Genomic DNA, 12,595 nt, shown 5'->3' with positions numbered 1-12,595 from the left:
CTGATCCTTCCGGTTCGTGATGTGCTGCATCATTCAGGTTGGAGCGCCGGCCACGCCTTCCGGGCGCATGCGTGGCGCCAGCGGGAACTCCCGTGCTTCCCCTCCGGCGAGCAGCGCGTAGCGTCCTGTCACGCCGACCCGGACGGGCGGCGCGTTGCACGGCTGCAGAGAGACCGACAGCAGATCGGCGCGCACGGACACGTCGATCCGATGACCCCGGTATCCGACCTGGAAGCGTGCCCGTCCAAGATGGGCGGGCAGTCTCGGGTCGAAAGTCAGCGCGTTCGCCTCGGTCCGCAGGCCTGCGAAGGCGCGGATCACGATATCGATCGTCCCGGACATGGCTCCGAGATGGATCCCTTCACGGGTGGTGCCGCCTTGCGTGTCGTCCAGGTCCGCGACCAAGGCCTCGCGGAAGGTCGACCAGGCGCGGACCTCGTCGAATCGCGACAGCACCGAGGCGTGCACCACGCGGCTGAGGGTCGAGCCGTCCGCGGTGCGTGGGAGGTAATACGCGACCGTGCGCTCCAGCTCCTGTTCGGTGCACTGATAGCCGAGCCGATGCAGTTGGTCGAGCACGCCTGCGGGTCCCAGGAGGTAGATCAGCATCAGCACATCCGCCTGCTTGGACAGCTTGTACCGGTTGGTCATGTCGTGCTCGGCCTCGAGGATCAGGTCCAGCCGCCCGATGTTGCCGTACGCGGCGCGATAGCGGGGCCAGTCGAGTTCGAGAAGATCTTCGTAGCCTTCGAACTGACTGATCACGCCATCGGCGTGGAAGGGCACAGCGAGACGGCTGCCGAGCCGGGACCACTGGCGGATCTCCGCCGGGGTGATGCGCAGCCGGTCGGCAAGGTCGTTGCCGGGATGGCCCTGCAGCTCGCCCAGGGCATCGGCCGCGCGGTCGCAGAGCCAGGACAGCAGCACGTTGGTGTAGGCGTTGTCGCGCAGGCCGGCGCCGGGCGCGTCCGGGTACCCGTCGTGGTACTCATCAGGTCCCATCACACCCTCGATGTGGTACCTGTCGGTGGCCGGCTCCCAGCTGGCCGACGACGCGAACATCCGGGTGACTTCGACGATGAGCTCCGCACCGCGGGCGGCAAGCCAGTCCCGGTCGCCCGTAGCTTGGAAGTGCTGCCACGCGTTGAAGGCGACGGCGAGTCCGACATGGCGCTGACGAGTGGAGTTGTCCGGCATCCATCGGCCGGAGCGGGCGTTGTACAGCTGAGCGGGCGTCTCCTCTCGGCCGTCGCTGCCGCTCTGCCAGGGGAAGAGCGCCCCCTCGAGGCTCTGCGCGCGGGCGGCGGCTCGGGCGGCATCCAACCGCCGCCAGCGGTACTCCAGGAGTGCCTGACCGAGCTGCGGGCGCCGCATCCCGATGACGGGCACGACGAACAGCTCGTCCCAGAAGATGTGCCCGCGGTAGCCCTCCCCATGCAGTCCCCGAGCAGGCACACCGGCATCCAGGACTCCGCTGTGTGCGGAGACCGTCTGCAGCAGGTGGAACACGTGCAGGTTGAGGATCAGGCGGGACTGCCGGTCGGAATCGAGGGTGACCGCGAAGCGGTCCCACAAGCGCCGCCATGCCGCCTCGTGCTCCGCCAGCAGCGCGTCGAAGTCGCCGTCGTGGCGGGAGAGCTCGGTCAGCGCGGCGGTGCCCGGAGAAGCGATGGCACCGTCGCGAGAGGTCGCCACGGCCGCGGTCTTGTCGATCGTGACCGGCTGCCCGTCCGCCAGCCGAAGGTCGAACTGCCGCCAGTGTGCTCCGCCGTCGCGCTCTGCGGCGTGCGGTGTCACCGCTGCACCGCCGCCGATCCTCGTCCGGACCGCGAGGGCGATGCCGATCCGGCTCTGCACGGTGCTCACCTCGCACAGGACGGTGCCGTCGCCCGTCTCCGCGAAGACAGGATCGGTCAGATGCCGCGTGCTGGCATAGGCGCGGACGTTGCCGTTCGTCACGGCTGCGTCGACGCCGACCCGAACGCTGACGATGCCGCTGAAGCCGTCGGCCGTGATGGTGGTCTCCAGGCCCGCAAGGTGCGGGTTGTGCATGGAGACGAGCCGCCGCTGGACGATGGCGAGTCGTTCCCCGGCCTGCCCGACCAGTGCGGCTCGGCGTGTGAGGACACCCCGACGCAGGTCGAGTTCGCTCCGCTCGGCGGAGACTCCGACCTCCCCGGTCGACCACCACGGACCGTCGCCGATACGGACGTCCAGTGGCAGCCAGTCGGGGACGTTGACCAGGTGCTCCTCTTCGAGCTCGCGACCGTGGATCACGCCGGCAGCGCGGTTGTAGACCCCGGCCAAGTACGTGCCGGGATAGTGCACGCCGTCATCGCGGTGCTCCGGACGCGCCCCACGGGTGGTCATGTATCCGTTGCCCAGGGCCATCAGCGCTTCGCGGTGGCCCTCGTGCGCTGGATCGAAGGCCTCGTAGACCAGTGTCCAGGGGTCGGTGCGAGTGGCGCCCAAGTCCAGTTCCGAGACGTCCCCGACCACCACGTCGGCGCCGGCCCGCTCCAGCTGCTCGCGGTTCCCTGTCCGCTCGACGCCGACTACCAGCCCGAAACCGCCGCGGCGGGCGGCCTGGACCCCGGAGACGGCGTCCTCGACGACCGCAGTGCGTCCGGGTGGCACACCGAGACGGCGCGCTGCCTCGAGGAACATCGCCGGATCCGGCTTCCCGGGCAGCTGCTCCTCGGCTGCAGTCTGCCCGTCGACGATCACGTCGAACTCGACATCGAGCCCCGCGGCGGTGAGCGAAGCGAGGGCGTTCCGGCTGGCTGTGACGAGACCGACGGGAACCCCTCCGGACCGCAGGCGTTCCAGCAGGGCCACCGTTCCCGGGTAGGCAGCGACGCCGTCGCGGCGCACCGCCTCGAGGAACAGTGCGTTCTTGCGGGCGCCGAGCCCGTAGACCGACCACTCCCCCGGCGCGTCGTCCGTGTTGCCGCCGGGCAGGCGGACACCACGTGAGGCGAGGAATGCGACGACTCCATCCTCTCTTTGCCTCCCGTCGACGTAGCGCCGGTAGTCCTCATCCTCGTCGAACGGCCGAATTGCGGCACCGCTCGAGAGTCGGGGGTCCTGGAGGACCTCATCGAAGAGCTGCTTCCACGCCGCCGAGTGCACGGTCGCGGTCTGGGTGACCACCCCATCCATGTCGAACAGCACCGCGTCGTAGGGCACCGCAACCTCGTGCGCGGGCTGCTCGGGTCCGCTCGCGTGACCGCCTCGGCTAGAAGGTCGCATGCTAGACGGATCGCCCCTGGGGCTCGTTCGGAGGCTGGTTGCCATGGGTCGGGACGCGCGACCACTGCCAGTTCGTGATCTCGGGCATGTCCTCGCCGTGGACGCGGATGTACTGGCTGTGCTCGAGTAGCTTGTCCTTGAGCTCCTCCCGCACGTGGGCGGAGGTGTCCCGCAGCCGCGGCACCCGGTCGATGACGTCGATGGCCAAGTTGAAGCGATCGATCTCATTGAGCACGCACATGTCGAACGGGGTGGTGGTGGTTCCTTCCTCCTTGTACCCGCGGACATGGAAGTTGTGGTGGTTGGTACGCCGGTAGGTGAGCCGGTGGATCAGCCACGGGTAGCCGTGGTAGGCGAAGATCACCGGCACGTCTGCGGTGAAGAGCGCGTCGAAGTCGCGGTCCGTCAGGCCGTGCGGGTTCTGAGCGTCATCCTGGAGCCGCATCAGATCGACGACGTTGACCACCCGGATCCGCAGGTCGGTGAAGCGCGTGCGCAGGATGTCGACGGCCGCAAGGGTCTCCATCGTCGGCACGTCCCCGGCGCAGGCCATCACGACGTCGGGTTCGGCGCCCGCGTCCGAGCTGGCCCAGTCCCAGATGCCGATCCCCTTGGTGCAGTGCACGATGGCGGAGTCCATGTCGAGGTACTGCAGCTGCGGCTGCTTGCCCGCCACGATCACGTTGACGTACTGGCGGCTCCGCAGGCAGTGATCGGCGACGGACAACAGCGTGTTGGCGTCCGGCGGCAGATAGACGCGGATCACCTCGGGCTTCTTGTTGATCACATGGTCGATGAAGCCCGGATCCTGGTGCGAGAAGCCGTTGTGGTCCTGCCGCCAGACATGGGAGGTCAGGAGATAGTTCAAGGATGCGACCGGTCGGCGCCATTCGATGCCGTTGGCGGTGTCCAGCCACTTGGCGTGCTGGTTGAACATGGAGTCGACGATGTGCACGAACGCCTCGTAGCACGAGAAGAACCCGTGTCGCCCGGTCAGCAGATAGCCTTCGAGCCAGCCCTGGCAGGTGTGCTCGGACAGGATCTCCATGACGCGGCCGTCTCGGGCCAGATGATCGTCCTCCGGAACCGTCCGCGCGTTCCATGTCCGGTCCGTCGCCTCCAGCACCGCGTCCAGCCGGTTGGAGTTGTTCTCATCCGGCGCGAAGACCCGGAAGTTATCTGAGTTCAGGGCCATCACGTCTCGCAGCATCTCCCCCAGCACACGCGTGGACTCGACCGCCCCTGTGCCCGGCTCCGTCACCGGAACGGCGTAGTCGCGGAAGTCTGGCATCCGCAGCTCCCGCAGCAGCAGGCCGCCGTTCGCGTGCGGGTTGGCACTCATGCGCCGGATGCCCTCCGGGTGCAGGGTGCGGATCGCTTCCACCGGACCCCCGCTCTCGTCGAAGAGCTCCTCGGGCCGGTAGCTCCGCAACCAGTCCTCCAGCACCTGTCGGTGACCGTCGTTCTCGCGTGCAGCGCTGAAGGGCACCTGGTGGGAGCGCCAGGAGCCTTCGACCTTCTTCCCGTCCACCTCGGCCGGTCCCGTCCACCCCTTCGGCGACCTCAGCACGATCATCGGCCAGCGGGGACGCTCGTCCCTGCCCTCCTCGCGGGCTCGGCGCTTGATCTCTGCGATCTCGTCCAGACTGGCGTCCAGGATCCTGGCGAAGTCCTGGTGCATCTGTTCGGGATCATCACCCTCCACGTAGTACGGCGTGTGGCCGTAGCCCCGCAGCAGGCCGTCCAGCTCGTCCCGGTCGATCCGGTCCAGCACCGCCGGGTTCGCGATCTTGTAGCCGTTCAGGTGCAGGATCGGCAGCACCGTGCCGTCGCGGGCCGGGTTGATGAACTTGTTCGAATGCCAGCTCGCCGCCAGCGGACCAGTCTCCGCCTCGCCGTCCCCGACGACGGCCGCGACGATCAGCTCCGGGTTGTCGAACGCCGCCCCATACGCGTGGGAGAGGGCGTACCCCAGCTCCCCGCCTTCGTGGATCGAGCCAGGGGTCTCGGGGGCGACGTGGCTGGGAATGCCGCCGGGGAAGGAGAACTGGTGGAACAGCCGCTTCATCCCGACGGCGTCCTGCGAGACGTTCGGGTAGGTCTCGCTGTAGGTGCCCTCCAGCCACGCCGCCGCCACGGGGCCGGGCCCCCCATGCCCGGGGCCCATGATGTAGATCGTGTCCAGGTCGCGCTCCATGATCGCCCGGTTCAGGTGCGCGTAGATGAAGTTCAGTCCCGGGGTGGTTCCCCAGTGGCCCAGCAGTCGAGGTTTGACATGCTCCGGCAGCAGCGGCTCGCGCAGCAGCGGATTGTCCATCAGGTAGATCTGTCCCACCGACAGGTAGTTGGCCGCCCGCCACCAGGCGTGGATGCGATCCAGCTGCTGGGGGTCGAGGACGGGTACCGGACCGGGCTGGTCCTGAGCATTCATGAGATCTCCTGCCTCTGAGAATATTCGGTCGTCACGGTGCTGCAACGGCTACCGGACGCCGCTGGGCTCCGGAAGCGGCTGGCCCTGCTTCGCGCTGTCGGCGGCTGCCCCCGGCTCCGGCAGGCGCAAGCGCTTCAGCAGGAGGGCGTTCACGGCGACGATGACGCTGGAACCGGACATGGAGATCGCGGCGATCTCGGGGCTGAGCATGATGCCGAAGGCCGGGTAGAAGACGCCAGCGGCGATCGGCAGCGCGATGACGTTATACCCGATCGCCCATGCCAGGTTCTGGCGCATCTTGCGCACCGTGCCCTTGCCGATGGTCAGCGCGATCGGGACATCGAGCGGGTCGGAGCGCATCAGCACGACGTCGGCGGTCTCGATAGCGACATCGGTGCCGGCGCCGATGGCGATGCCCAGGTCAGCCTGGGCCAGCGCCGGAGCGTCGTTCACGCCGTCCCCGACCATCGCCACCCGCTTGCCGGCCTTCTGCAGCTCCCTCACCCGCGCGGACTTGTCGCCCGGCAGCACCTCCGCGATGACGGTGTCGATGCCGAGCTGGGCGGCGATCCGCTTGGCGGTCGCCTCGTTGTCGCCGGTGAGCATGACGACCTCGATGCCGGCTTCGTGCAGGGCCGCCACAGCGGGGGCGGCGGTCTCGCGGGCGGCATCGGCCAGGGCGATGACGCCAGCTGCCTTGCCGTCCACAGCGACGAGGACCGCGGTGCGGCCGGTCGAGGCGAGGGCCTCCCGCTCCTCGTCCACGGGTGCCATGTCGATGCCTTCTGCGACCATCAGCTTCCGGTTGCCGACGAAGACCTTCCTGCCGTCCACGGTCGCCCCTGCACCGTGTCCGGGAACGTTCAGGAACGCGGTGGCAGCCGTCGATCGGACGCCACGGGCGACGGCAAAGTTGACAACGGCCCCGGCCAGCGGATGCTCGGACTCGTGTTCGACTGCGGCGACAAGGGCCAGCAGCTCGTCCTCGTCGATGCCATGCGCGATGAAGTCCGTGACTTCCGGCTCACCCTTGGTCAGTGTGCCCGTTTTGTCCATCACCACGATGTCGATGCCGGCCGCGGCCTCCAGTGCGGTGGCGTTCTTGAAGAGGACGCCGCGCTTGGCACCGAGCCCCGTGCCGACCATGATCGCCGTCGGCGTGGCCAGGCCAAGGGCATCGGGGCAGGTGATGACCACGACGGTGATCGCGAAGAGGATGGCCTGCGGAACGCCCGCGCCGGCGAGCCACCACGTGAGGAACGTGGCCGACCCTCCGATCAGCGCGACGAGCACGAGCCAGAACGCTGCCCGGTCCGCCAGCCGCTGACCCGGGGCCTTCGAGTTCTGTGCCTCCTGGACGAGGGCGACGATCTGCGCCAGCGCGGTATCCGCCCCGACTCTGGTCGCCCGGACTCGCAAAGTCCCGGTGGTGTTCACCGAGGCGCCGATCACCTCGGCACCCGCAGACTTGGCGACCGGCAGGCTCTCGCCCGTCACCATGGACTCGTCGATCTCCGACTCGCCCGACTCGACCACACCATCCGTTGGGATCTTGGAGCCGGGGCGCACGAGCATCAGGTCGCCCGGCATCACCTCGGCGGTGGGAAGCTCGATGGTCTCCCCGTCGCGGATCACCAAAGCTTTCGAGGGCGCCAGTTCCAGCAGCGTCCGCACCGCGTCATTGGCTCCGCCCCTGGCCCGCATCTCGACCCAGTGGCCCAGCAGCACGAACGTCGCCAGGACGGTGGCGGCCTCATAGAAGACCTCGCCGCCACCGGTCAAGGTGACGATGAGGCTGTAGAGCCACCCGGCCCCCACACCGACGGACACAAGGACCATCATGTCCAGAGTCCGTGCCCTCAGCGCGCGGTAGGCCCCGTCGAAGAAGATCCAAGCCGAGTAGAAGATCACCGGCAGGGACAGGATGAGCGCGAAGACGTCGTCGCGCAGACCGAACGGAGCAGGGACGGTGAAGCCCAGCACTTCACGCCCGATGGGGGACCACAGCGTGATCGGCACCGACAGGATCGCCGCGACCAAGAACCGGTTCCGCATGTCGCGGATCATCGACCCCATCGACACGCCATGGCCGCCTCCGTGACCCATGACCTCTTGCGCGTCCCGGGTGACAGGCTGGCGATTGCCCGCCGGCGTGGTGCCGGCATGACCGGCGTGGGCCGAGCCGTCGGCCCGCTCACCGCCAGCGCCGTCATCCATCGGATCGCAGATGTGGTCAGGCACGGACTGGCCGGAGCAGTGATAGCCGCAGTCGCGGATCCACTCGGTCAGGTCAGCGATCGACGTCACCTTCGGGTCGAAGGTGACGTTCGCGCTCTGTGAGACCGGATTCGCTTCCACACTCACCACACCCGGCCGACGGGACAGGCTGGCCTCAGCGACGGACTTCGACGATGCCCAGTGGACACCCGCCACTTCCATGACAGCGGTCTGCATCTTCTCACTCATGGCGTCTCGTTCCCCTCAGGAATCGGTCGTGGGGTCCTGCATCACCCGGGACTGACGCCCCGATCATCAGTGTGCCAGCGCGGCAGTCGACGGTGAGCGGTCGACGAGCGGATAGCCGGCCCGACCTCCGGCGGCTCGGATGGCGCGACGTGCCAAGGAAGGGCATCTCGACCTCAGAGGGTCGACAGCATCTGCTGCATCTCGGCGATCTCGGCCTCTTGATCCGCAACGATCTGCTCGGCCAACGCGAGCGCCTGAGGGTTCTCGCCATCCTGCAGCTCTGTCTGTGCCATCTCCACAGCGCCCTCGTGGTGCGCGACCATGAGCTCCAGGAACTGGCGATCGAAGTCCGCTCCGGAGAGGCCTTCGAGATCGGCCATCGCCTCTTCTTGGCTCATGCCGTTCATGTCCATGCCGCCGTGGTCCATCCCGGCCATGGGCGTGGACTCCTCGCCCCACGCGCTGAGCCAAGAGTTCATCTGCTCGATCTCAGGTCCCTGGGCCGCGGAGATGCCCTCCGCGAGGGACCGGACGTCTTCGCTCTCGGCCTGCTCGACGGCCAGGTCGGCCATCTCGATGGCACCCTCGTGATGGACGATCATCATCTGGGCGAACATGGTGTCCGCGTCGTTGTGGCTCTCGCTGGTCTCCCCAGCTGCTGGCGCACTCGATGCACCACTCGTAGGTGTCGCGCCTGGCGTCGCGCTCCCCCCGCCGCTGCACGCTGCGAGCGTGAGGGACACAACGATTGCGGTGCCGGCGACGACACCGAGGTTGCGCATGTTCTTCATCATCTTCATCTTCTCCTTGACGAGTGTTCGCAGTGCAGGGTGTCTGCGCGACCGAACCGCGCAGCGGGTCGGCGGGGCTGGAACTGGTTCACCCCGGCGGTCCGGAGCGCCCGCACTGAGTTTCGCTCTCATGTCTATCGGGGATCGGGAGCCAGTGGCCCCCATCGACGCTGTCTTCACGGAACCTTCATGATTCGGTCGCTGCGGCTCCGCCGGCTCCGGGACGGCTGGTCACCACGGGCAGCTCTACGACGAGCACGGTTCCCCGAGCCGGCCCGTCGCTGCGGGCACTGACTGAGCCGCCGTGGGCCTCCGTGATCGACCGGGCGATCGACAGTCCGACCCCCGAGCCGCCGTGGGCCCGGTCGCGCGCGGTATCCACGCGGTAGAAGCGATCGAAGATGCGCGGCAGGTGCTCCGGTGGGATGCCCTGGCCGTCGTCGCGCACGGTGATCCGAAGCCGGTCGCCGACGCGTGCTGCACAGAGGTGCACGTGGCCACCGGACGGGGTATGCCGCAGCGCGTTGTCCAGCAGGTTCGTGAGAACCTGGCCAAGCCGGTCGACATCCGCGTCGAGGAGGGCAGTCGCTGCGCTGGGTGCGACATCCACGCTGAACCGGACACCGGCATCGGCAGCGCGTCCGACGATCTGAGCGGCAGCGTCGTCGAGAAGCCGGCGTGCGGACACGCGCGTTCGCCGCATGGCGAGCCGACCCTCCTCGGCCGTCGTGACCAGGGTGATGTCCTGACTGAGGCGGGTGAGGCGTGCGACCTGTGCCCGCAACATCTCAATGGTCGGTTCGTCGGCGTGGGCGACGCCGTCGCGAATGGCTTCCAGATAGGCCTCCAAGATGGCAGCAGGAGTCCGCATCTCGTGAGCGAGCTCGCCGAGCATGCGGGTGCGGGCGGCCTCTACCCCGGCAAGGTCGGCCGCCATCGTGTTGAAGGCCCTGGCCAGCTCGTCGAAATCCGAGCCCATGCCGATCAGCGGGGCGCGAGCGGAGTAGTCACCGACCGCAACCTGCTCGGCTGCGCGGCGGACCCCGATGAGCCGACGCTGGATCCGGCGGGCAAGGAACGCGCTGACGACGATCGAGCTGACCGCGGCGGCGACCAGCGCCAGCCCCAGGCTCAACCCAGAGGCGGTGCCGTACGCTTCTCCCGCGTGCCGATTCACAGCCGGGTCGGCGGTGCCGGACTCGAGCAGGTGTGCTTCGAAGATGGGTGGCCCGATTGCCGAAGCCACGGCCCAGGCCGTCAGAGAACCGGCGAGCACTGCGACGGCGATCGCGGCGAGCAGCCGACCGCTCAGCCCCCACGGAGGCCGCAGCACGCCATCGTCGAGCACCGCCGAGCCGTTCACCGGCCCGTCCCCATGCGGTAGCCGACACCGCGCACTGTGCAGATGAAGTCGGGCGCGGCGGGGTCGTCGCCGAGCTTGCGGCGCACGTGCGCGACATGCACGTCGACGAGATGCTCGTCCCCGACCCAGTCCGGTCCCCAGACCGCATCGATGATCTGTCTGCGTGAGCAGGCGAGCTGGGGACGGCTGGCGAGCGTCATCAGGACGTCGAACTCCGTCCTCGTGAGTCGCACCGGCTCGCCAGCGACGAGAACCTCCCGTCCCCCCGGGTCCAGCGTGAGCGCGCCGAACGTCAGCGGCGAGCTCGCCGCCCACCGCGCACCCCCACGCGGCCGACGCAGCATCGTCTTCACGCGCGCGACCAGCTCGCGCGGGCTGAACGGCTTGGTGATGTAGTCGTCCGCGCCGGCCGAGAGGCCGACCAGCTTGTCGAGCTCCTCGGCGCGGGCAGTGAGCATCACGACGTAGCAGTCGGAGAAAGTCCGCAGCGCGCGGCATACCTCGATGCCGTCGGCGCCCGGAAGCCCAAGGTCGAGCACCACGACGTCTGGATCCCACTCGCGCGCGATCGAGAGCGCCTCAGCGCCGTCACCTGTGGTCTGGACGGCGAACCGGCTCCGCTGGAGATACGTCTCGACGAGCCGGGCCAGCGGCTCCTCGTCCTCGACGACCAAGACACGGAGACCAGGCTCGGTAGGAGTCATCATGGCCTCATCCTGCCCGGCTCTCGCAGCGGCAAGCCACCGGCGAGACTACCTGCGGCTGTCGTAGACACGCGACCGCGAGTCGCGCTGTGGAAACCGGATGAGCGCCAGCGCCACTCAGGCAGTGAGGAGGGCACGTACGCGCTCGGCGCCGCTTGCGAGCAGCAGCGTCGGGATGCGAGGCCCGTCTCCCGGCCGACCAACGGCCGGTACAGCGGTGCGAAGAAGAGCGTAAGTCGCGGACCCTCACCATCTAGCGGTGCCGCACTGGCACGCGTACGTCATCTTGGTCGACTCGTCGTCGTACGCCACAATGATCGTGAGGTCCTTGCCGCAGCTCATCTCGTAGGGGTAGTACTCGGCTCCACCGGAGCCGTCGGCCCCACCGGCCGCGCCGGAGCAGGCTTGGAGCGCCCGCCGTCGGGCTCCTCGAGGACCACCTACTCCACTGCGTCGCCCACGCCGCCCGTGCCGGCGACGACGTCGCCGAAGAGAGGATACGCGAAGCATCGCGAGCTATCGGACGACTCATCCGCTGAACCGCTCGATGCCGCCCAACCGGTCGACCTGAAAGGCAGTGCCCGCTCAAATCGGGCGGGCACTGCCTTTCAGGAGGCTCAGGTGATGTCGATGAACACCGGCGCCGACCCACCGATGTCAACACCGGCGATCACGGTATTGAAGCCGGACCAGCCACCATGCACCGCACGGCCACCGCCGATGTAGATGCCAATGTGCGCGCGCCCCACACCGCCGTCGGCGTAGTAGATGACATCACCGGGCGAGGCGGCAGACATCGGGATCGTCGGGCCGAGGTTGAACAGCGAATTCATCCCGGAGTACGGCAGCCCCGCCGCGGCAATCGCCCGGCGCACCATGGCGACGCAGTCCTGTGAGATGCCGACCTGCGCGATCGCAGCCTCCGCGATGACGCTGCCGGAAGCTCCCGCCGCTGGGGCAGTCGAGGCCTGTGCGGGTTCGGACTGCGCTGCGCTGGGCGCCGCAGTGCCGCCGCCCGCGGTGCCGCCGCCCGCGGTGCCGGCCGTCGCTGCCGCTCGGGCCTGCTCCTCTCGTTCCATCTCCGCTTCGAGTTCCGCGCGGATCTGGGAGAGCTGCTCGGCCGTGGTCGCCTGCACATCGAGGCGCTCGTCGCTGAGTCCGTTGCCTCCAGCGGTGACGACACCCGACACGGTCTGCGCGTTCGCGCTGAGAGCCGACGGCAGTTGCTCAGCGCCGGTGTCCGCGGCGAACGCCGGCAGCGCGAGCGGTGTCGCAAGGGCGGCGGCGATGGCGATGACACCAATGCGCCGGGCCCCGCGCACGACGGCGGCACGGGTCATGCGCGCATCTTCGCGCGGCTTGAGGTTGTTCGTAGAGGTCGTCACAGGCAGCTTCTCCCTAGGTTCGAGTGCCGGGGCACAGGAGTCGACGTTACCAATCCGTTACCTGCTTGTCACCTGACACGCAGATTGGGCGCCGCTGACCGTGCTATTCAGCCGGTCGCGACATTCATAGGAACCGTCAATACGCTCACGAGTGATGCCCATCCGGCCAAGGCGGAACTCCGTGCGCAGCCCGGGCATCCTGC

7 protein-coding genes are annotated in these 12,595 nt (G+C 68.4%); all 7 read right to left on the bottom strand.

Translation table 11 applies throughout. From position 1 onward, the window contains the following. Positions 1-33: 33 nt before the first annotated feature. Complete coding sequence (locus MKD51_RS07810) at positions 34-3,189, bottom strand: HAD-IA family hydrolase (protein ID WP_240239768.1); 3,156 nt, start codon at positions 3,187-3,189, stop codon at positions 34-36. Positions 3,190-3,253: 64 nt separating this feature from the next. After that, complete coding sequence (locus MKD51_RS07805) at positions 3,254-5,683, bottom strand: phosphoketolase family protein (RefSeq protein ID WP_240239767.1); 2,430 nt, start codon at positions 5,681-5,683, stop codon at positions 3,254-3,256. Between the two features lie 48 nt (positions 5,684-5,731). Beyond that, a complete protein-coding gene (locus tag MKD51_RS07800) occupies positions 5,732-8,149 on the bottom strand; it encodes a heavy metal translocating P-type ATPase (protein ID WP_240239766.1) in 2,418 nt (805 codons plus the stop codon). Between the two features lie 173 nt (positions 8,150-8,322). Next, entirely contained in the window at positions 8,323-8,931 is a 609-nt protein-coding gene (locus MKD51_RS07795; RefSeq protein WP_346986724.1) for a DUF305 domain-containing protein, read from the bottom strand. A gap of 196 nt (positions 8,932-9,127) precedes the next feature. Continuing rightward, positions 9,128-10,303, bottom strand: a complete 1,176-nt coding sequence (locus tag MKD51_RS07790) for an ATP-binding protein (protein ID WP_240239765.1) — start codon at positions 10,301-10,303, stop codon at positions 9,128-9,130. Beyond that, a complete protein-coding gene (locus MKD51_RS07785) occupies positions 10,300-11,010 on the bottom strand; it encodes a response regulator transcription factor (protein ID WP_240239764.1) in 711 nt (236 codons plus the stop codon). The genes MKD51_RS07790 and MKD51_RS07785 overlap by 4 nt, the downstream gene beginning before the upstream one ends. 614 nt (positions 11,011-11,624) lie before the next feature. Further along, the gene (locus tag MKD51_RS16325; protein ID WP_240239763.1) at positions 11,625-12,392 is read right to left on the bottom strand and encodes an NlpC/P60 family protein; all 768 of its coding nucleotides are present in this window, start codon (positions 12,390-12,392) and stop codon (positions 11,625-11,627) included. Between the last annotated feature and the right edge of the window lie 203 nt (positions 12,393-12,595).

It is taken from the genome of Agrococcus sp. ARC_14, from assembly GCF_022436485.1.
GTDB lineage: Bacteria > Actinomycetota > Actinomycetes > Actinomycetales > Microbacteriaceae > Agrococcus.
This window is presented reverse-complemented; position numbering and strand designations above follow the sequence as displayed.

What these genes read in the sequence shown, in the direction of transcription:
- MKD51_RS07785 (WP_240239764.1), bottom strand. Translation starts at nt 11,010, where the DNA reads ATGATGACTCCTACCGAGCCTGGTCTCCGTGTCTTGGTCGTCGAGGAC.
- MKD51_RS07800 (WP_240239766.1), bottom strand. Translation starts at nt 8,149, where the DNA reads ATGAGTGAGAAGATGCAGACCGCTGTCATGGAAGTGGCGGGTGTCCAC.
- MKD51_RS07795 (WP_346986724.1), bottom strand. Translation starts at nt 8,931, where the DNA reads ATGCGCAACCTCGGTGTCGTCGCCGGCACCGCAATCGTTGTGTCCCTC.
- MKD51_RS07805 (WP_240239767.1), bottom strand. Translation starts at nt 5,683, where the DNA reads ATGAATGCTCAGGACCAGCCCGGTCCGGTACCCGTCCTCGACCCCCAG.